Origin of the sequence: Streptomyces sp. L2 (assembly GCF_004124325.1) — a bacterium.
Taxonomy (GTDB): Bacteria; Actinomycetota; Actinomycetes; order Streptomycetales; family Streptomycetaceae; genus Streptomyces.
In genome coordinates, this window is record NZ_QBDT01000001.1 from 2,596,192 (window position 1) to 2,616,442 (window position 20,251).

Sequence of the window (20,251 nt, forward strand, 5' to 3'; positions counted from 1 at the left end):
AATCACACCACCACGAGCCGGACCCGCTCGCCGCACAGCTTGGCCATGTCGTCAATATCGGAAGTCAGCATGACCACGGGGCGGTGCTGTCGCAGCGCGGCCTCGGCGACGGCCGCATCGATCGCGTACTTGTGTCCGTGCAACCCGGCATTCATCAGCAACTTCGAGGCAGCCCTCGCCTCCTCGTCACCGACCGGGACGACCCGCAGCCCGGAAAGCACCCAGTTCAGGCGTGACTTGTTCGTACGGGCGTGGACGGCCTCGATGATGGTGAGCGCACTGATCACGACCTCCATGCCACGCGAGCGCGCCTCAGCGATCAGAGCCACCACCTGTTCTTCGTCAGCGAGCAGCTTCGAGAGTCCCTCGCTGTCGAGGACGAGCGTCCCCTCGTGACTCAGCCTGCGGCGGGCCACTCGGCCTCCTCGGCGAACACCTCGTCGAAGACCTGCCGCGCCCGCTGACGAGCTGGCTCGGAGACCGGCCCCTTGCGGCTCTCGTAGTCCGCCAGGTACTCGTCCAGGACCTGCCCGCGCAGCTCACGCTCGACCGCCTCGGCGATGAACGCGGAGAACTCCCGCTTGCCCACCCGAGCCCGGATCGCCCTCGCGGTCCCCTCCGGCAGCGACAAGCTCACCCGCGTCGCTGGCCCTTCCCCGATGCTGTACGTCGCCTCAGCCATGCCCCCGATTGTGTCAAACGAGTAGGAAAAGCGCCACGTCCGCACTACCTTCACTAGCTCGGTCAGCGCCCCGCTCACACAAATCCCAGCACGGGCACCCCCATCCCATCCCATCCCAACACGATCCCAGCACGGTACGGATGACCAGGGATGACGACAGGTGACGAGGGATCAGCTATCCCAGCACCATCCCAGCACGGGAAAGAACAAAGGGCCCGACTCCGAAGAGTCGGACCCCATCTGACCTGCACGTTTGCCAGATCAGCGACGTGGTGTTATGTCACCCGTCACACATTGAACCGGAACTCCACCACGTCCCCGTCCTGCATGACGTAGTCCTTGCCTTCCATGCGGGCCTTGCCCTTGGCTCGGGCTTCGGCGACCGAGCCGGTTTCGACGAGGTCGGGGAAGGAGATGACCTCGGCCTTGATGAAGCCCTTCTGGAAGTCGGTGTGGATGACACCGGCCGCCTCGGGGGCCGTGGCGCCCTTCTTGATGGTCCAGGCGCGGGATTCCTTGGGGCCGGCCGTGAGGTAGGTCTGCAGGCCGAGGGTGTTGAAGCCGACGCGGGCCAGGGTGGCGAGGCCCGGCTCGTGCTGGCCTACGGACTCCAGGAGTTCCAGGGCCTCCTCCTCGTCCAGCTCGGCGAGGTCGGCCTCCAGCTTGGCGTTGAGGAAGATCGCCTCGGCGGGGGCGACCAGGGCGCGCTGCTCGTTCTTGAAGTCCTCGTCGACCAGTTCGTCCTCGTCGACGTTGAAGACGTAGAGGAAGGGCTTGGTCGTCAGGAGGTGGAGGTCGTGGAGCAGCTCGTTGCGGTCGGTGCCCTGGACAATGCCGTGCGCGAAGAGCGTGTCGCCCTTCTCCAGGATCTCCTTGGCCTCCTCGACCGCCTTGACCTTGGGGGCGATGTCCTTCTTGATGCGCGACTCCTTCTGGAGGCGCGGGAGGACCTTCTCGATCGTCTGGAGGTCGGCGAGGATCAGCTCGGTGTTGATCGTCTCGATGTCGTCCTTCGGGGACACCTTGCCGTCGACGTGGACGACGTTCTCGTCCTTGAAGGCGCGGATGACCTGGCAGATCGCGTCGGACTCGCGGATGTTCGCCAGGAACTTGTTGCCCAGGCCCTCGCCCTCGGAGGCGCCGCGCACGATGCCGGCGATGTCCACAAAGTCGACCGTGGCCGGGAGGATGCGCTCCGACTTGAAGATCGACGCCAGCTTGGCGAGCCGGCCGTCGGGGACGCCGACCACGCCGACGTTCGGCTCGATCGTGGCGAACGGGTAGTTGGCCGCCAGCACGTCGTTCTTGGTCAGGGCGTTGAACAGGGTCGACTTGCCGACATTCGGCAGGCCGACGATTCCGATCGTGAGCGACACGTTGCGACTTCCCGTGGATGAGAGGGATGAGGGGGAGGGGAGGGGTGGAAGGGGATGAGACGGAGGGCCAGGAGCTGCGAGAGGCCAGGAGGTACTGGCCGATCCACCAGTTTACGGCGTCCGCCCGGGCTGCCTCCCGTCAGCGTCGAACCCTTGGCCGGGCTCCGGCCCCCGGCGTGTCTGATGGGCCATTCGGCGCATAAACAGACCTAAGTTGGTCCAGTGGAGCAACACGGAACGCGACCCCCGAACGACGGACGGCGACGCGGTGTACCGCCCGCGTCGCTGCCGCCCCAGGCCCGCCGGAGGCCGCCCGGCGAGCGCGCGCCCGCGCAGGCGGCCGCGGGCCCGGCGGCGCCCGACGGGTGGGGGCGTCCCCGGCTCACCGGGCTCGGCGGGGGGCTGTTCTGCGGCCTGGCGATGTTCCTCCTCGGCTGCCTGGACGAGCTGCTGTTCGGCGCCTCTCTGACGGTGTACGGCGTGCTGTTCCTGCCGGTGTGCGCGCTGACCGCGCTGTGGGTGCGCGCGGGTGACGTGCTGACCGCGCCCGTCGTCGTGCCGATCGCGTTCGTCGTCGGGCTGCTGCCGGTCACGGACGGCGGTGGAGGGGTGCTGGGCCGGGTGATGGGTCTGGTCACGGGGCTCGCCACCCAGGCCGGCTGGCTGTACGGGGGAACGCTCGCCGCCGGGGTGATCGTGCTGGTGCGCCGGGTGCGGTGGGTACGGCGGCGCCGGCGGCGCACCTGACGGGCCACCCCCCGGTCAGCGGTGCTGGTCCTGGGCCGCTCTCATCGCCGCCCCGACGATCCCCGCGTTGTTCTGCAACTGCGCCGGTACGACCTCGGCCCTGATGCCCTCGATGTAGTGCAGGAACTTGGCCGCCTTGCGGCTGACCCCGCCGCCGATGACGAACAGCTCGGGCGAGAACAGCATCTCCACATGGGCCAGGTACTTCTGGACGCGCCGCGCCCAGCGCTCCCAGCTGAGGTCGTGGTCCTCCTTGGCCTTGCTGGAGGCCCGCTTCTCCGCGTCGTGGCCGTGCAGCTGAAGGTGGCCCAGCTCGGTGTTGGGGACCAGCAGGCCGTCGGTGAAGACGGCGCTGCCGATGCCGGTGCCGAAGGTGAGCAGGACGACCGTGCCCCCTCTGTCCCGGCCGGCGCCGAACTGCATCTCGGCGACGCCCGCCGCGTCCGCGTCGTTGACGACCGTCACCGGCAGGCCGCCCAGCCGGCCCGAGAACAACGCGCGCGCGTCCGTGTCGATCCAGCTCTTGTCGACGTTGGCCGCCGTACGCACCGTGGCACCGCCGGTCACCACCCCGGGGAAGGTCAGTCCGACCGGGCCGGTCCAGCCGAAGTGGTCGACGACCTGCCGCACCCCGTCGGCCACACCGTCGGGCGTCGCCGGATGCGGGGTGAGCACCTTGTGGCGCTCCTGGGCCAGGTCGCCCTTGTCCAGGTCCACGGGGGCGCCCTTGATCCCGGATCCGCCGATGTCCACGCCGAAGATCTGCATGGCCCTACGTTACGACGGGCGACTGACAGTCACGCCCCGATCGGCGCGAGGGCCGGGTTCACGCCTCGGGGGTGCCCGAACCGCCGCGCTCGGCCGTCAGGGCCGCCGCCTCCTCGCGCAGGTCGCGGCGCAGCTCCTTGGGCAGCGAGAAGGTGATGGATTCCTCCGCCGCCTTCACGATCTCCACGTCCGCGTAGCCGCGCGCGGCGAGCCACTCCAGCACCTGTTCGACGAGGACGTCCGGGACGGAGGCGCCGGAGGTGACGCCGACCGTGCCGACGCCGTCCAGCCAGGCCTCGTCGATCTCGTCGGCGAAGTCGACCAGGTGGGCGGCGCGGGCGCCCGCGAGCTTGGCGACCTCCACCAGCCGCTTGGAGTTGGAGGAGTTGCGGGAGCCGACCACGATGACCAGGTCGGACTCGGTGCCCATCTGCTTCACGGCGAGCTGGCGGTTCTGCGTGGCGTAGCAGATGTCGTCGCTGGGCGGGGAGACGAGGCCGGGGAACTTCGTCTTCAGGGCGTCGACGGTCTCCATCGTCTCGTCCACGGAGAGGGTGGTCTGGGACAGCCAGACCACTTTGGAGGGGTCGCGGACCTCGACCTTGGCGACGTCCTCGGGGCCGTCGACGAGCTGGATGTGGTCGGGGGCCTCGCCGGAGGTGCCGATGACCTCCTCGTGGCCCTCGTGGCCGATGAGGAGGATGTCGTAGTCCTCCTTGGCGTACCGGACGGCTTCCTTGTGGACCTTGGTGACCAGCGGGCAGGTCGCGTCGATGGTGGCGAGCCGGCCGCGCTCGGCCTCCTCGTGGACGACGGGGGCGACACCGTGCGCGGAGAACATCACGATGTTGCCCGGCGGCACCTCCTCCGTCCGCTCGACGAAGATCGCGCCCTTCTTCTCCAGGGTCTGCACGACGTACTTGTTGTGGACGATCTCGTGCCGGACGTAGATCGGGGCCCCGTACTGTTCGAGGGCCTTCTCGACGGCGATCACGGCGCGGTCCACACCGGCGCAGTAGCCCCGGGGGGCGGCGAGCAGGACACGGCGGCCAGACGAAGCGGTCATGGGTCCCATCGTAACGACCTGGGGAGCGACAGGGGGCGGCGTCGCGACGCCGCCCCCTGTCGCTCCCCAGGTCGTAAGGGTGCGGGCCCCGGACCCCGGCCGGGTCGCGGCGGTGCGGCCGCGTTGTCACAGGCGGCCGTTACGCTCGGGCGCATGGCTGTGAACACCTCTCCGGAATCCCCGTTGCCCGTCGGTGACGTGTCGCGGCTGATCGGGGGCTGGATCGACCGGCTCGGCGCGGTGTGGGTCGAGGGGCAGATCACGCAGTTGTCGCGGCGGCCCGGCGCCGGGGTCGTCTTCCTGACGCTGCGCGATCCGTCGTACGACATCTCGGTCAGCGTGACCTGTTTCCGGCAGGTGTTCGACGAGGTGGCCGATGTCGTCGGCGAGGGCGCCCGGGTCGTCGTCCTGGCGAAGCCCGAGTGGTACGCCCCGCGCGGGCAGCTGTCGCTGCGGGCCGCCGAGATAAGGCCGGTCGGCGTGGGCGAGCTGCTGGCCAGGCTGGAGCAGCTGAAGAAGAAGCTCGGGGCGGAGGGCCTGTTCGCGGCGGACCGCAAGAAGCCGCTGCCGTTCCTGCCGCAGCTGATCGGGCTGGTCTGCGGGCGCGCCTCGGCCGCGGAGCGGGACGTGCTGGAGAACGCCCGGCACCGCTGGCCGGCGGTCCGCTTCGAGGTGCGCAACGTCGCGGTGCAGGGGGTGCACGCGGTGCCGCAGGTCGTGCAGGCCGTGAAGGAGCTCGACGCGGTCGACGACATCGACGTGATCATCGTGGCCCGGGGCGGCGGCAGCGTGGAGGACCTGCTGCCGTTCTCCGACGAGCAGCTGGTGCGCGCGGTGGCCCAGTGCCGTACGCCCGTGGTGTCGGCCATCGGGCACGAGCCGGACACCCCGCTGCTGGACTACGTGGCGGACCTGCGGGCCTCCACGCCGACGGACGCGGCGAAGAAGGTCGTGCCGGACGTGGGTGAGGAGTTCGAGCGGGTCCGGATGCTGCGAGACCGGGCGCGGCGCTGCGCCACGGCGCTGGTGGAGCGGGAGGAGCGCGGTCTGGCGCACGCGCTGGGGCGGCCCTGCATGGAGGACCCGCACCGGATGCTGGACGAGCGCGCGGACCACGTGGCCGCGGTGCTGGAGCGCGGCCGGCGCACCCTCGGCCACCTCCTGGACCGCGCGGACAGCGAGCTGACGCACACGCACGCGCGCGTGGTGGCCCTCTCCCCCGCGGCGACGCTCCGGCGGGGCTACGCGGTGCTGCAGAAACCGGACGGGCACGTGGTGCGCGGCCCGGACGAGGTGACGGCGGGCGAGGCGCTGCGGGCGCGGGTCGCCGACGGTGAATTCACGGTGAAGGTGGGCGAATGACCGGCAGGACCGAAGAGGCGCTCTCGTACGAGCAGGCGCGCGACGAGCTGATCGAGGTCGTACGGCGCCTGGAGGCGGGCGGTACGTCGCTGGAGGAGTCCCTCGCCCTGTGGGAGCGAGGGGAGGAGCTGGCCAAGGTGTGCCGGCGGTGGCTGGAGGGGGCGCGGGCCCGCTTGGACGCCGCGCTCGCGGAGGAGGAGGGGGAAGAGGGCGCCGATTGAGGGGGGTGCGGGTGACGCGCCCCAAAGGGGCGCGGGGAACTGCGCGACCAGCCCCCACCGCCCGAGGACGTACGACTGCCCGCTCCGGTCACTTCATCTGCAGGGCCGCCGCCATCGCCGTCAGCTGCGTGAAGGGGCCCGTGCCGGCGACGACCGTCGTGGAGCCCGGGGTGTTCTGGAGGACCAGCGCGTCGTATCGGCCGCCGGTGTAGCGGGTCCACGTGTGGTCGCCGATCTTCTCCGTCTTCTTCGTCGCGGAGGCGCCCTGGCTGGCCTCGTCGATGAAGTCGGCGGTCCTCTGGGTGGACTGCTCGATCTGGACGTAGTGTCCGCCGGGCGCCTGGAAGCCGAGGTGCCAGTGGTCGCCGTTCTCCCCCTGGTAGCGCACCGAGGTGGCCTTCCAGGTCTGCGGCAGACCCTCTGGCGCGGCCACCGGGTAGCTCGCGGCCCGGCGCACGGTGGCCAGCTCCACCTGGTAGTCGACCCGCTTCAGGTCGGGAGCGTGATCGTCGTACCGGATCCCGAAGTAGTACGCGACCATGGCCGCGACACCGATCAACGCCAGGGAGATGATCATGTCCCGGGCCTTCTTCTGCCTACCGTTCGAACCTGCCACGCCCCCTATCGTCGCAGGTGCCCGGAGCGCTCATCCGTGGGGCCCCCTGCTCATTTTGTCTGCCTGACGATAGAGTCTGGTCCACACCCTCATCCGGCCGTCGTCGTATCAGAAAGGTGCGCTCCGATGACCGAAAATCATCACTTGCCGTCCGAGCTCGATGTTCCGTCCGAGGCCCCCGACCGCAACCTCGCCCTGGAACTCGTCCGGGTCACCGAGGCCGCCGCCATGGCCGCGGGCCGCTGGGTCGGCCGCGGCGACAAGAACGGTGCCGACGGCGCCGCGGTGCGTGCCATGCGGACCCTCGTCTCCACCGTCTCGATGAACGGTGTCGTCGTCATCGGCGAGGGCGAGAAGGACGAGGCGCCGATGCTCTTCAACGGAGAGCGGGTGGGCGACGGCACCGGCCCCGAGGTCGACATCGCCGTCGACCCGATCGACGGCACCACCCTGACGGCCAAGGGCATGCCCAACGCCATCGCCGTCCTCGCCGCCGCCGAGCGCGGCGCCATGTTCGACCCGTCCGCCGTGTTCTACATGGACAAGCTGGTCACGGGCCCCGAGGCGGCAGACTTCGTCGACATCGACGCGCCGGTGGCCGTCAACATCAAGCGGATCGCGAAGGCCAAGAAGTCCGCGCCCGAGGACGTCACCGTCGTCATCCTCGACCGGCCGCGGCACCAGGGCCTGATCAAGGAGGTCCGGGAGGCCGGCGCGCGCATCAAGCTGATCTCGGACGGCGATGTCGCCGGGTCGATCTACGCGCTGCGCGAGGGCACCGGCGTCGACCTGCTGCTCGGCGTCGGCGGCACCCCCGAGGGCATCATCTCCGCCTGCGCGGTGAAGTGCCTCGGCGGCACCATCCAGGGCAAGCTGTGGCCCAAGGACGACGAGGAGCGGGCCCGGGCGATCGACGCGGGGCACGATCTGGACCGGGTGCTGACGACGGAGGACTTGGTGACCGGGGAGAACGTGTTCTTCGTGGCGACCGGGATCACCGACGGTGAGCTGCTGCGGGGTGTGCGGTATCGGTCGGAGACCGCGCTGACCGAGTCGATCGTGATGCGGTCGAAGTCGGGGACGGTGCGGCGGATCGATTCCGAGCATCGGCTGCGCAAGCTTCGGGCGTACAGTGCGATCGACTTTGACCGGGCCAAGTAGGTTCGCTGCGTTGCAGTGAGGGCGCCTGGTTCGGGGGCTGCGGGTTGTCTTGCGCGTGACGGTGCGTTGTGGTTGTTCGCGCAGTTCCCCGCGCCCCTTTGGGGCGCAGACGCCGGCCCGGCATGCAGAAAGGCGCCCTCCGTGCGGGGAGGGCGCCTCTTTGCTGGTGTGGTCAGCCGGCCATGCGGGTTGTCGTGGGCCTGTTCTGGAGTTCCAGTTCGCGGCGGCGGCGGCGGGCGAGGACCACGCGGCGTTCTGCTGCGGTGAGGCCGCCCCAGACGCCGTAGGGCTCGGGCTGGAGGAGGGCGTGTTCGCGGCACTCGACCATGACGGGGCAGCGGGCGCAGACCCGCTTGGCCGCTTCCTCGCGGGACAGCCGGGCCGCGGTGGGCTCCTTCGACGGGGCGAAGAAGAGGCCGGCCTCGTCGCGCCGGCACACCGCCTCGGTGTGCCAGGGGTCGTCTTGGTCCCGGTCGCGCGCGGGCACCCGCTGGGCCGGAACGGCAGCTACCTGCAGGGACGAATGCGGCGGTTGCAGCACGGTCTACTCCTGACGACGGCTTCGCGAGTGAGCGACGATGCAGCAAGGTCTACCCGCTGTGCGCGGGCCCATGCACTGCGTTTCCAACGGCGGTTGCGCGGCGGCTTGTTCACGCCCCTCGGCTGGTGGTGTGGGAGGAGGCGATCGTTCCGCCCGGGGCCTGATTCGCCGGAGTCAACGGTCGAGGTGTTTGCGCAGCTTTCTCTCGACGGTGCGCTGCGCCCGGTCGAGGATGTCCGAAACGACCTTGCCCCGCTTGGGCCGGGCCTCGATGTTCCCGAGTACGGCCCACCCCTCGACGTAGATGACGGGCGCGTCGGACTCGACCGAGTCGAGCGTGTCCACCTCGAAGTTGCCGAGGACGCCGCCGCCGGTGCCGCGCAGCGACACGTTCTCCGGGACCCGGATCTGGATGTCGCCGAAGACGGAGACGGCCTTGATGACGACCTGCTGGTACTCGAAGATCGCCTCGCTGAGGTCGATCTCGACGGAGCCGAAGACCGAGTACGCGTGCAGCCGGCGTCCGGCGCGCCAGCGGCCGCGGCGCATGGCGCTGCTGAAGACGGCCACCACATTGGCGTCGGCCTCGGCCGGGATCGCGCCGGGGGTCGGGCGGGAGGGCACCGGCGTGTAGGCGGGGGCGGGCGGGACCTGGTGGGCGGCGGGCAGGTCCCGGATGAAGACCTCCAGCTCACCGACCGTCTTCGCGTGCAGCACCCCCTCCACGCGCTCGGCGTGCTCGTCGGCGGTCAGCCGGCCCTCGGCCAGGGCTTCGCGCAGGATGTCGGCGATGCGGTCACGGTCGGCGTCCGAGGCGCGCAGTTCGGCGACGCGGGGCGCGGTGGGCGCCGCGGGCACGGTGTCCTCGGGGCGGGCGTGCTTCTGAAGGTCCACGACAGCAGCGTACCCAAACGCGATAGATCGCGACTAGGGGTGTGGACAAGCCGCGCGTGTCGGGGGTCCCGGCGCTGGAAGGGCCTCACACCGGCACTGAGCCTCACCTCACAGGTTCCCTGTCGGTGGCAGGTTCTACGCTGGTGGGGCCCGCCAATGACGGCGGGCCGCCGTCCGTAGAGTGAGGAATGGGCTGAGATGCCTGAGTTCGCGTACACCGATCTGCTCCCCCAGGGAGAGGACACCACCCCCTACCGGCTGGTGACGTCCGAGGGCGTCTCGACCGTCGAGGGGCCGGACGGGCGGACGTTCCTCAAGGTGGAGCCGGAGGCGCTGCGCAAGCTGGCCGAGGAGGCCGTCCACGACATCCAGCACTATCTGCGCCCGGCCCACCTCGCCCAGCTCCGCCGCATCGTCGACGACCCGGAGGCGAGCGCGAACGACAAGTTCGTCGCCCTGGACCTGCTGAAGAACGCGAACATCGCGGCGGCGGGCGTGCTGCCGATGTGCCAGGACACGGGCACCGCGATCGTCATGGGCAAGCGCGGCCAGAACGTCCTCACCGAGGGCGAGGACGCGGCGCACCTGTCGCACGGCATCTACGACGCGTACAAGAACCTGAACCTGCGCTACTCGCAGATGGCCCCTCTCACCATGTGGGAGGAGAAGAACACCGGCTCCAACCTGCCGGCCCAGATCGAGCTGTACGCGACGGACGGCGGCGCCTACAAGTTCCTGTTCATGGCCAAGGGCGGCGGCTCGGCCAACAAGAGCTTCCTCTACCAGGAGACGAAGGCCGTCCTGAACGAGGCCTCCATGATGAAGTTCCTGGAGGAGAAGATCCGTTCGCTGGGTACGGCCGCCTGCCCGCCGTACCACCTGGCGATCGTCGTCGGCGGCACGAGCGCGGAGTACGCGCTGAAGACCGCGAAGTACGCCTCCGCGCACTACCTGGACAACGCGCCCACCGAGGGCTCCGCGCTCGGCCACGGCTTCCGGGACACGGAGCTGGAGGAGAAGGTCTTCGAGCTGACGCAGAAGATCGGCATCGGCGCGCAGTTCGGCGGCAAGTACTTCTGCCACGACGTCCGGGTGATCCGGCTGCCGCGGCACGGCGCGTCCTGCCCGGTCGCCATCGCCGTCTCCTGCTCGGCGGACCGCCAGGCGGTCGCCAAGATCACGGCGGAGGGCGTGTTCCTGGAGCAGCTGGAGACCGACCCGGCGCGTTTCCTGCCGGAGACGACCGACGAGCAGCTTCAGGAGTCCGGCTCGGTGGTCAAGGTCGACCTCAACCAGCCGATGGACGAGATCCTCGCCGAGCTGAGCAAGTACCCGGTGAAGACGCGTCTGTCGCTGACCGGTCCGCTGGTCGTGGCCCGCGACATCGCGCACGCCAAGATCAAGGAGCGGCTGGACGCGGGTGAGGAGATGCCGCAGTACCTGAAGGACCACCCGGTGTACTACGCGGGTCCGGCGAAGACGCCCGAGGGGTACGCGTCGGGTTCCTTCGGGCCGACCACGGCCGGCCGGATGGACTCCTACGTCGAGCAGTTCCAGGCCGCCGGCGGGTCCAAGGTGATGCTGGCCAAGGGCAATCGCAGCCAGCAGGTCACCGACGCGTGCGGCACGCACGGCGGGTTCTACCTCGGCTCCATCGGTGGGCCGGCCGCCCGCCTCGCCCAGGACTGCATCAAGAAGGTCGAGGTCGTCGAGTACGAGGAGCTGGGGATGGAGGCCGTCTGGAAGATCGAGGTGGAGGACTTCCCGGCGTTCATCGTGGTCGACGACAAGGGCAACGACTTCTTCCAGAACCCGGCCCCCGAGCCCACGTTCACCCACATCCCGGTGCGGGGGCCCGGGCTGGCGTAGCGCGCCGGGTGCGGCGGGGAGGATTCCGCCCCCGCCGCCCCTACCCGTCCCGTCCTTCGGGGGCTCCGCCCCCGGCCCCCCGCTCCTCAAACGCCGGAGGGGCTGTATGGCAGCACGTCCGGCGTTTGAGGACGAGGCCGTTCAGGCCGAAGCGGGGGTCTGGGAGCGGCAGCCCCCAGGGACGGGGCGAGATCATCGGGCCGGAACATCCCGGCCACCCCGGGTGCTGTATCCGGTATGACCGAATACCGCATCGAGCACGATTCCATGGGTGAAGTCCGGGTTCCGGCGGGCGCCAAGTGGCGGGCGCAGACGCAGCGGGCCGTGGAGAACTTCCCCGTCTCCGGGCAGCGGATCGAGCGCGCGCACATCGAGGCGCTCGCCCGGATCAAGGGGGCCGCCGCCAAGGTCAACGCGGAACTCGGCGTGCTCGACAAGGACGTCGCGGAGGCGATCCAGCAGGCGGCCGGGGAGGTCGCCGAGGGCCGGTGGGACGAGCACTTCCCGGTGGACGTGTTCCAGACCGGCTCGGGGACGTCGTCCAACATGAACACCAACGAGGTGCTCGCCACCCTCGCGAGCGAGCGGCTCGGCCGGGACGTGCACCCGAACGACCACGTCAACGCGTCGCAGTCGTCCAACGACGTCTTCCCGTCCTCGATCCACATCGCCGCCACCGCCGCCGTCACACACGATCTGATCCCGGCGCTGGAGCACCTCGCCGGCTCGCTGGAGCGCAAGGCCAAGGAATTCGCCGACGTCGTGAAGTCGGGGCGGACGCATCTGATGGACGCGACGCCGGTGACGCTCGGCCAGGAGTTCGGCGGGTACGCCGCCCAGGTGCGCTACGGCGTGGAGCGGCTGCGCGCCTCGCTGCCCCGGCTGGCCGAGCTGCCGCTGGGCGGGACGGCGGTCGGCACCGGCATCAACACGCCGCCGGGGTTCGCCGCGGCGGTCATCGAGGAGGTCGCCCGGAGCACCGGGCTGCCGCTCACCGAGGCCCGAGACCACTTCGAGGCCCAGGGCGCGCGGGACGGCGTCGTCGAGACCAGCGGGCAGCTCAGGACCATCGCGGTCGGGCTGACGAAGATTGCCAACGATCTGCGGTGGATGTCCTCCGGGCCGCGCACCGGCCTCGCCGAGATCCGGCTGCCCGATCTGCAGCCCGGCTCGTCGATCATGCCGGGGAAGGTCAACCCGGTCGTCCCCGAGGCCGTGCTGATGGTCGCAGCGCAGGTCGTCGGCAACGACGCGACGATCGCCACGGCCGGGGCCGCCGGGAACTTCGAGCTGAACGTGATGCTGCCGGTCATCGCCAAGAACGTGCTGGAGTCGGTCCGGCTGCTCGCGAACGTCTCCCGGCTGCTGGCCGACCGCACGATCGACGGCATCACCGCCGACCGCGAACGCACCCGCGAGTACGCCGAGTCGTCCCCGTCCGTGGTGACCCCGCTGAACAAGTACATCGGCTACGAGGAGGCGGCGAAGGTCGCCAAGAGGTCGCTGGCCGAGCGGAAGACCATCCGGGAGGTCGTCCTGGAGGGCGGGTACGTGGAGCGCGGCGACCTCACCGTGGAGCAGCTGGACGAGGCGCTGGACGTCCTGCGGATGACCCGGCCGTGAGGCCCGGCCGTGAGGCCCGGCCGTGAGGCCCGGCCGTGAGGCCCGGCCGTGAGGCCCGGCCGTGAGGCCCGGCCGTGAGGGACGCCGGACCGGCGGGCCGAAGCGGCGGGGCAGGGCAGCGGGGCGGAGCGACGGGCCGAAGCGGCGGGGCGGAGCGATCATTTCCGGCCAGCCTCGGGGCCGTGACCCGGACCGCAGCGTCGTATGCCCACGGCACCTAATATCTGTCCATGGCAGACGACGGAGCGATGAGACGAGTGGACGCGCGCCCTGCGACCCGCTGGGCGCCCGGGAGCAGCATCCTGTGGCGGTACCGGGAGAACGCCGGGCCCCGCTTCCACATCGCGCGCCCCGTCACGGTCGTCCGGGACGACGAGAAGCTGCTCGCGGTGTGGCTGGCGCCCGGCACCGAGTGCGTCAAGCCCGTGCTCGCGGACGGCACACCCGTGCACGTCGAGCCGCTGCGGTCCCGCTACACCAAGCCGCGCACGGTGCAGCGGGACCGCTGGTTCGGCACCGGCGTGCTGAAGCTCGCCCGGCCCGGTCTGCCCTGGTCGGTGTGGCTGTTCTGGGATCCGGGCTGGCGGTTCAAGAACTGGTACGTCAACCTGGAGCAGCCGCTGGCCCGTTGGGCGGACGGCGTCGACTCCGAGGACTACTTCCTGGACATCTCCGTACACCCGGACCGCAGTTGGCACTGGCGGGACGAGGACGAGTTCGCGCAGGCGCAGCGGGACGGCCTGATGGACGCGGCGACCGCCGAGCGGGTGCGGGCGGCCGGGCAGGACGCCGTGGAGGTGATCCGCGCCTGGGGCCCGCCGTTCTCGGACGGCTGGCAGCACTGGCGCCCGGACCCGTCCTGGACGGTACCGTCACTGCCGGAGGACTGGGACCGTACGCCCGCGCATGTGTCCTCATGAGACCCTTGATGCGCCCCCGGTCCACAACCGTAGGATCGTCCTCCGCAAGAGCAGTCGGCCACAACTCCCGGAACAAGGGCCGGGACTGACCAGACGTCACCGAGGGGCGGCAAGACGTGAGCGAGGGGTACGAGGGCAACACCGCGGCGGACCGGGGACGGTCCGCCGGGGGCACAGGAACAACCTCTGACCACGCGGGAATTCCGTTCCTGGGGCACGTATTCCGGGTATCGGGATTCCTGCGGGACCAACTGCGCGCGCGGCGCGCAGCCCCGGACGGATGGATTCGACACGCGTGACGGAGCACTCCACCTCCTCCTACGAGCGCCCGCAGCCGGGCGTCGACCCCGCGGAGGCCCGCGGGGCGCTCCTGCGTTCCCCGAAGCCGCTCGGCGCGACCGCACTGCCGGCCCAGGCCAGGGCGGGTGAGACGCCCCCCGGGCCGCACCAGACCACGCCCTGCCGCCAGGGGAAGGAGCCCGAAGTCAACGGCCCCGAGCACGCCCAGCCCGACACCGCCGAGCCCGACACCCCCCGGCCGCGTCCGGCGCCGGAGGGCATACCGCCGCAGCCGGGCGCCGAGCAGGACCGGGCGCCGGGCGGGCCGGAGCGCCGTACCGGGCGGGGGCTGCCGCGCGGGCGGCCGATGCCGATGCGGCGGGACGGGGACCGGCTCAGGTTCGTGGGCGCCGCGACCCGGCGGATCGCCCGCGGGATCGACCTGGACGAGATCGTGATGGGTCTGTGCCGGGCGACCGTGCCGACCTTCTCGGACGCGATCCTGGTGTATCTGCGCGACCCGCTGCCCGTCGGCGACGAGCGGCCCACCGGTCCGGTGGTGCTGCGGCTGCGCCGCACCGACCGGATCCCGGAGGACCGGGACACCGAGGGCGGCTTCCTGCCGCCCCCGGCGCCCGAGTCGGAGTCCTCGGAGCTGGCGGCGCTGGCGGAGCTGTCGGCGGTGACCGCCGAGCTGTGCGAGGTACGGCCGGGCGGCGCCCTCAACGAGGTGCTGCGCGGGGTGCGGCCGGTGTTCGCGGACGTGCCCGCCGCCCGGGACGCGCTCCCCGAGCTGCTCGGCGAGGGCGGCGAGGCGGTCGTACCGGACGGGCAGCACGCCATCCTCGCGCCGCTGCGCGGCCGGCGCCGGGTGATCGGCGCGGCGCTGTTCCTGCGCCGCCCGGAGCGGCCCGCGTTCGAGGCGGACGACCTGCTGGTCGCCGCCCAGCTCGCCACGCACAGCGCGCTCGGCATCGACAAGGCGGTGCTGTACGGCCGCGAGGCGTACATCGCCGACGAGCTGCAGCGCACGATGCTGCCGGAGACCCTGCCCCGGCCGACCGGTGTGCGGCTCGCCTCGCGGTACCTGCCGGCGGCGGAGACGGCGCGGGTGGGCGGCGACTGGTACGACGCGATCCCGCTGCCCGGCAGCAGGGTCGCCCTGGTCGTCGGCGACGTCATGGGCCACTCCATGACCTCGGCGGCGATCATGGGCCAGCTGCGCACCACCGCGCAGACGCTGGCCGGGCTCGACCTGCCCCCGCAGGAGGTGCTGCACCACCTCGACGAGCAGGCGCAGCGCCTGGGCACCGACCGCATGGCGACCTGCTTGTACGCCGTCTACGACCCGGTCACGCACCGCATCACCATCGCCAACGCCGGCCATCCGCCGCCCGTGCTGCTGCACCTGGGCGGCCGGGCCGAGGTGCTGCGGGTGCCGCCGGGCGCGCCGATCGGCGTCGGCGGGGTCGATTTCGAGGCGGTCGAGCTGGACGCGCCCGCCGGCGCCACCCTGCTCCTCTACACCGACGGCCTGGTGGAGTCCCGCCTGCGGGACGTGTGGACCGGCATAGAGCAACTGCGGGAGAAGCTGGCCGCGACCGCGCAGCTGACCGGCCCGGACCATCCGCCGCCGCTGGAAGCCCTGTGCGACGAGGTGCTGGACATGCTCGGGCCGGGCGACCGGGACGACGACATCGCGCTGCTCGCCGCCCGCTTCGACGGGATCGCGCCGAGCGATGTGGCGTACTGGACGCTGGAACCGGAGGACGCGGCCCCCGGCCGGGCCCGCCGGCTGGCCCGGCGCGCCCTGGACCGCTGGGGCATGGAGGAGCTGTCGGACTCGGTGGAGCTACTGGTCAGCGAGGTCGTGACGAACGCCGTCCGCTACGCCTCCCGGCCGGTCACGCTCCGCCTGCTGCGCACCGATGTGCTGCGCTGCGAGGTCGGCGACGACGTGCCCCAGCTGCCCCGGCTGCGCCAGGCCCGCGCCACCGACGAGGGCGGGCGCGGCCTGTACCTGGTCAACAAGATGACCCGCCGCTGGGGCGCGACCCGGCTGAGCACCGGCAAGGTGGTGTGGTTCGAGCTGAACCGGGGCTGAGCGGCCTGGTTCCGCCTGTACGACGAAGAGGGGCGCCCGGTGTTCACCGGGCGCCCCTCACGCGTGTGCCGGACCGCTACTGCCCGCCGAGGCCGGGCGGTTCGGGGAGGCCCCCGGGGCCGCCGCCCGGATCACCGCCGCCGGTGTCGCCGCCGGGACCACTGGGGCCGCCGCCCGGGCTCTGGCTCGGCGACTGCGACGGCGACTGGCTCGGCGACTGCGACGGGGACTGGCTCGGCGACTGCGACGGCGACTGCGAGGGGGAATGGGACGCCGGCGGGTGGCTCGACGGCGTCTGCGACGGCGTGTGGGACGGGCTCTGGCTCATGCTCGGGCTGTTCGACGGCTCGACGGCCGCGCCCTGGTCGGTGTCCAGGTCGAACTTGGCCTTGTCGGTGACGCCGAAGGTGTAGGCGGCCCAGATCTTCGCGGGGTAGCCACCGCCGTTGATGCGGCCGCTGCCGGGGATGAGGCCGGTGGCGCCGGTCATGCTCACGTGCGCGAACGGCGATTTGTCCTGCTCGCCGAAGAGTCCCACCGAGGTGACCAGGTCGGGTGTGTAGCCGGTGAACCAGGCCGACTTGTTGCCGTCGGAGGTACCCGTCTTGCCCGCCACCTGCTGGCCCTTGCGCAGCGGGTTGTTCGCCACGGAGACCTTGGCCGTACCGTCGTCGACCACGCCGGTCAGCACGGAGGTCACCGTGTCGGCGGCCGTGGCGCTGATGACCTGGTTTCCGATCGGGTCGGGCATCTCGACCGAGTTGCCCTTCTTCTCCGCCGACTTGACGATGGTCGGGGTCACCTTCTTGCCGTGGTTGTCGAAGGTGGCGTAGATCCCGGCCATCTCCAGCGGGCTGGCGCCCATCGAGCCCAGCGTCTGGGCGGGCACGGGCTTCATGCCGGTGGTGTCCATGCCGAGTTGCTTGGCGGTGTCCATCACCTTCTGCATGCCCACGTCGGTGCCCATCTGGGCGAAGACGGAGTTCACCGAGTCGTCCATGCCCTTCTGGACGGTGATCGGCCCGTAGTCGACCTCGTCCTCGTTGGGCGGCGCGAAACCGACCTTCTGGCCGTGGTCGACGACCTGGTGGCGGCTGTCGCCGTCGTAGATCGTGTTCGCGTTGATGGGCTTGTCGTCCTGGGTGACGGCGTTCTGCTCCAGTGCGGCGGCGAGGATGACCGGCTTGAACGTCGAGGCGGGCTGGAAGTCCTTGCGCGTGGCGTTGCTCGTGTAGTGGTGGTAGTAGTCCTGACCGCCGTACAGGGCGACGATGTGCCCCGTCTTGGGATCCACCGACACGGCGCCGGGTTCGACGACACCGTCCACCTTGCGCTTCTTCTTGTCCAGCTTGCTGGTGAGCTGGCTCTTCATGGCCTTCTCCAGCGCGGCCTGCTTCTTCCGGTCGACGTTGAGGGTGATGGTCCAGCCGTTGTTCTCGACGGCGCTCTCGGCCTGCTGCTGGGTGAGCCCGTCCTGCTTCATCAGCTGCTGTTCGAGCTGCTGGTTGGCGAGCTTGACCAGGTAGCCCTTCTGCCCGCCGAGGCCCGGGGCGCCCTTGGGTTCCTTGGGTATGGGGAACTTCATGGCGTCGCGGTCGGCCTTGGGCAGCCAGCTCTCTTCCACCATGTTGTTCAGGACGTAGTTCCAGCGGGCTTTCACCAGCTTCTTACCGGCGGGCGAGGCGGCCTGCCAGTCGTACTCGCTGGGCGCCTGGAGCAGCGCGGCGAGGTAGGCGCCCTGTGCGACGGTGAGCTTGTCGGCGTCGACGCGGTAGTAGGCCTGGGCGGCGGCCTGGATGCCGTAGGCGCCGCGACCGTAGTAGCTGGTGTTGATGTAGCCGGCGAGGATGTCGTCCTTGGACGTCTCGCGGTCCACCTTCAACGAGATGACCAGTTCCTTCAGCTTGCGCGTGACGGTCTGGTCCTGGTTGAGGTAGTAGTTCTTGACGTACTGCTGGGTGATCGTGGAACCACCCTGCTTGCCCTTGCCGGAGAGGGTGTTGAGCAGGCCGCGCGCGGTGCCCCGCAGGTCGATTCCGTTGTCGTGGTAGAAGGTCTTGTTCTCGGCGGCGACGAAGGTCAGCTGGACCTTGCGCGGCACCTTGGACAGGTCCACGATCTCGCGGTTGGTGTCGCCCTGGCGGGCCAGGATCGTGCCGTCGCTGTACTTGTAGACGTTGCTCTGGCGCTGGGCGGCGGCGTTGCCCTTGGGCACGCTCACCATCATGTACAGGACGACGAAGGCGCCGATGCCGAGCAGGCAGAACCCGAGGAACGTGCCGAGGATCTTCTTCCAGGTGAAGAGCCGGCGTATTCGCCCCTTGGCCGGTTTCGCCCCTTTGCCGGCGGCCCTGCGGCCGGCCCGGGTGGGGGAGCCGGGAGGACCTGCCGGGGCGGAGGGGGTGCCCGCGGGGGCCGTGGATCCGGAGCGGTGGCGCTTCGGCGCCGCGCGGCGGCCACCGCGCTGTCGCGCTCGTCTGTCGTCCGCTCGTCCCATGAGTCCCTACGCTCCGCTTCCGTCTCAGTGGTCAGCTTCGGGTCAGCTCCGAAAACTAACACCCGTCTATATGACAAAGGACGCCCGATCCGCTCTTTTGCGGACGTGACAATCAGCACCCACTCCTAGGGAACCGACGGCTGACGGTGTTCGAGGGTTGCTCCGGCGGGGTAAAGTGTTATCACTTAGATAGATATTCGCTAAGGCCGGTCGACTCCGGCAGGCCCCTGGCGTCACGAGAACGGGGAGCCCCATGTCCGCACACGGCACCGACGCCGCAGCCACCGCCGACGTACCCGAGATGCCCGCCCCGCGGGTGCGGGAGTTCACCGCCCACAGCATCGGCGGCGGTCTCGCCCTGCTGCTCGGCCTGATCGGGATCGGCGCCGCCGTCGCCCTGCTCGCCGCGGCGGCGTCGACCGGCTCCGCCGGCGCGAAGGCCGGCCTGATCCCGGCCGGGATCCTGGTCTTCCTCGCGGCCGTCATCGCCATGCGCGGACTGAACACGGTCGCGCCGGGCGAGGCCCGGGTCGTCCAGCTCTTCGGCCGGTACCGGGGCACGATCCGGCAGGACGGCCTGCGCTGGGTGAACCCCTTCACCTCGCGCACCCGGATCTCCACCCGGGTCCGCAACCACGAGACGGCCGTCCTGAAGGTCAACGACGCCTACGGCAACCCGATCGAACTGGCCGCGGTCGTGGTCTGGAAGGTCCAGGACACCGCGCAGGCCGTGTTCGAGGTCGACGACTACGCCGAGTTCGTCGCCACGCAGACCGAGACCGCCGTGCGGCACATCGCCATCGAGTACCCCTACGACGCCCACGACGCGGAGGGCCTCTCGCTGCGCGGCAACGCCGAGGAGATCACCGAGAAGCTGGCCGTCGAACTGCAGGCCCGGGTCGAGGCGGCCGGGGTGCGGATCGTGGAGTCGCGCTTCACCCACCTCGCGTACGCTCCCGAGATCGCCTCGGCGATGCTCCAGCGGCAGCAGGCCGGCGCGGTCGTCGCCGCGCGGCGGGAGATCGTCGACGGTGCGGTCGGCATGGTGGAGGCGGCGCTCGCCCGGATCGCGGAGCAGGGGATCGTGGAGCTGGACGAGGAGCGGAAGGCGGCGATGGTGTCCAACCTGATGGTGGTGCTGTGCGGGGACCGGGCGCCGCAGCCGGTCCTCAACACCGGGAGCCTGTACCAGTGACGGATTCACCGGCCCCCTCCGAGGAGACCCCGAGGCGCCGGCCGCGGCAGCGCAAGCAGGTGCTGCTGCGGCTGGACCCGTCGGTGTACGACGCGCTCGCCCGCTGGGCCGGGGACGAGCTGCGGTCGGCCAACGCCCAGATCGAGTTCCTGCTGCGCCGGGCGCTGGCGGACGCGGGACGGCTGCCGAAGGACACCGGGCCCCTGCCCCGCCGCGGGCGCCCGCCTGTTTCGGAACCGTGACAATCGGCCCCCACCTGCGGGGCCGTACCCGCCGCCATGATCTAAGCACTGCGCGTATACATACCGCGTATACACCGTGTGTAGAGTG

The 20,251-nt window shown here is 70.8% G+C and carries 19 protein-coding genes; 10 read left to right on the forward strand and 9 right to left on the reverse strand.

What is annotated here, in order from left to right; translation table 11 throughout:
- Positions 1-2: 2 nt before the first annotated feature.
- From DBP14_RS10950 to ychF, 3 genes are all read right to left on the reverse strand, one after another.
- Positions 3-416 carry a PIN domain-containing protein gene (locus DBP14_RS10950; protein ID WP_129307005.1) on the reverse strand — a complete coding sequence of 138 codons (414 nt, stop codon included), beginning with the start codon at positions 414-416 and terminating at the stop codon, positions 3-5.
- Positions 398-682 (reverse strand): hypothetical protein, encoded by a 285-nt coding sequence (locus tag DBP14_RS10955; protein WP_129307007.1) that lies wholly within the window; start codon positions 680-682, stop codon positions 398-400. The genes DBP14_RS10950 and DBP14_RS10955 overlap by 19 nt, the downstream gene beginning before the upstream one ends.
- A gap of 287 nt (positions 683-969) precedes the next feature.
- Positions 970-2,058 (reverse strand): redox-regulated ATPase YchF, encoded by a 1,089-nt coding sequence (gene ychF / locus DBP14_RS10960; protein ID WP_129307009.1) that lies wholly within the window; start codon positions 2,056-2,058, stop codon positions 970-972.
- Positions 2,059-2,280: 222 nt separating this feature from the next.
- On the opposite strand from ychF, the gene DBP14_RS10965 reads away from it, so the two are divergent.
- A complete protein-coding gene (locus DBP14_RS10965; protein WP_129307011.1) occupies positions 2,281-2,805 on the forward strand; it encodes a DUF6542 domain-containing protein in 525 nt (174 codons plus the stop codon).
- A gap of 15 nt (positions 2,806-2,820) precedes the next feature.
- Here the strand turns inward: DBP14_RS10965 and ppgK are convergent, their stop codons facing one another.
- Positions 2,821-3,573 (reverse strand): polyphosphate--glucose phosphotransferase, encoded by a 753-nt coding sequence (ppgK, locus tag DBP14_RS10970; RefSeq protein WP_129307013.1) that lies wholly within the window; start codon positions 3,571-3,573, stop codon positions 2,821-2,823.
- A 58-nt stretch (positions 3,574-3,631) separates the two neighbouring features.
- Positions 3,632-4,648: a 4-hydroxy-3-methylbut-2-enyl diphosphate reductase gene (locus DBP14_RS10975; RefSeq protein ID WP_129307015.1), complete on the reverse strand. Its 1,017-nt coding sequence runs from the start codon at positions 4,646-4,648 to the stop codon at positions 3,632-3,634.
- Between the two features lie 144 nt (positions 4,649-4,792).
- On the opposite strand from DBP14_RS10975, the gene xseA reads away from it, so the two are divergent.
- Together xseA and DBP14_RS10985 are read left to right on the forward strand one after the other, a co-directional pair.
- A complete protein-coding gene (xseA, locus tag DBP14_RS10980) occupies positions 4,793-6,001 on the forward strand; it encodes an exodeoxyribonuclease VII large subunit (RefSeq protein WP_129307016.1) in 1,209 nt (402 codons plus the stop codon).
- Positions 5,998-6,222, forward strand: a complete 225-nt coding sequence (locus DBP14_RS10985) for an exodeoxyribonuclease VII small subunit (protein WP_129307018.1) — start codon at positions 5,998-6,000, stop codon at positions 6,220-6,222. Before xseA ends, DBP14_RS10985 begins: the two co-directional genes overlap by 4 nt.
- 88 nt (positions 6,223-6,310) lie before the next feature.
- Here DBP14_RS10985 and DBP14_RS10990 read toward each other — a convergent pair whose 3' ends face one another.
- Positions 6,311-6,838, reverse strand: coding sequence for a DUF4245 domain-containing protein (locus DBP14_RS10990; RefSeq protein ID WP_129307020.1), 528 nt, complete (start codon positions 6,836-6,838; stop codon positions 6,311-6,313).
- A gap of 126 nt (positions 6,839-6,964) precedes the next feature.
- On the opposite strand from DBP14_RS10990, the gene glpX reads away from it, so the two are divergent.
- A complete protein-coding gene (glpX, locus tag DBP14_RS10995) occupies positions 6,965-7,999 on the forward strand; it encodes a class II fructose-bisphosphatase (RefSeq protein WP_129307022.1) in 1,035 nt (344 codons plus the stop codon).
- A gap of 172 nt (positions 8,000-8,171) precedes the next feature.
- On the opposite strand, the gene DBP14_RS11000 is transcribed toward glpX, so the two are convergent.
- Together DBP14_RS11000 and DBP14_RS11005 are read right to left on the reverse strand one after the other, a co-directional pair.
- Entirely contained in the window at positions 8,172-8,540 is a 369-nt protein-coding gene (locus tag DBP14_RS11000) for a WhiB family transcriptional regulator (RefSeq protein WP_129307024.1), read from the reverse strand.
- Between the two features lie 174 nt (positions 8,541-8,714).
- Entirely contained in the window at positions 8,715-9,398 is a 684-nt protein-coding gene (locus DBP14_RS11005; RefSeq protein WP_241741213.1) for a DUF1707 domain-containing protein, read from the reverse strand.
- Positions 9,399-9,632: 234 nt separating this feature from the next.
- Between DBP14_RS11005 and DBP14_RS11010 the strand changes: the two genes are divergently transcribed.
- The 4 genes from DBP14_RS11010 (at position 9,633) to DBP14_RS11025 (ending at position 16,229) form a co-directional block, all read left to right on the forward strand.
- The gene (locus DBP14_RS11010; RefSeq protein ID WP_129307027.1) at positions 9,633-11,303 is read left to right on the forward strand and encodes a fumarate hydratase; all 1,671 of its coding nucleotides are present in this window, start codon (positions 9,633-9,635) and stop codon (positions 11,301-11,303) included.
- Positions 11,304-11,540: 237 nt separating this feature from the next.
- Positions 11,541-12,926, forward strand: a complete 1,386-nt coding sequence (locus DBP14_RS11015) for a class II fumarate hydratase (protein ID WP_129307029.1) — start codon at positions 11,541-11,543, stop codon at positions 12,924-12,926.
- A gap of 230 nt (positions 12,927-13,156) precedes the next feature.
- The gene (locus DBP14_RS11020) at positions 13,157-13,846 is read left to right on the forward strand and encodes a DUF402 domain-containing protein (protein WP_206739251.1); all 690 of its coding nucleotides are present in this window, start codon (positions 13,157-13,159) and stop codon (positions 13,844-13,846) included.
- Positions 13,847-14,126: 280 nt separating this feature from the next.
- Positions 14,127-16,229: a SpoIIE family protein phosphatase gene (locus tag DBP14_RS11025; protein WP_206739252.1), complete on the forward strand. Its 2,103-nt coding sequence runs from the start codon at positions 14,127-14,129 to the stop codon at positions 16,227-16,229.
- A 76-nt stretch (positions 16,230-16,305) separates the two neighbouring features.
- Here the strand turns inward: DBP14_RS11025 and DBP14_RS11030 are convergent, their stop codons facing one another.
- On the reverse strand, positions 16,306-18,726 hold the full coding sequence (locus tag DBP14_RS11030) for a transglycosylase domain-containing protein (RefSeq protein WP_129307033.1): 2,421 nt from the start codon (positions 18,724-18,726) through the stop codon (positions 16,306-16,308).
- A gap of 253 nt (positions 18,727-18,979) precedes the next feature.
- Between DBP14_RS11030 and DBP14_RS11035 the strand changes: the two genes are divergently transcribed.
- A complete protein-coding gene (locus DBP14_RS11035) occupies positions 18,980-19,921 on the forward strand; it encodes an SPFH domain-containing protein (protein ID WP_129307035.1) in 942 nt (313 codons plus the stop codon).
- Entirely contained in the window at positions 19,918-20,163 is a 246-nt protein-coding gene (locus DBP14_RS11040) for a hypothetical protein (protein WP_129307037.1), read from the forward strand. The genes DBP14_RS11035 and DBP14_RS11040 overlap by 4 nt, the downstream gene beginning before the upstream one ends.
- Positions 20,164-20,251 lie beyond the last annotated feature (88 nt).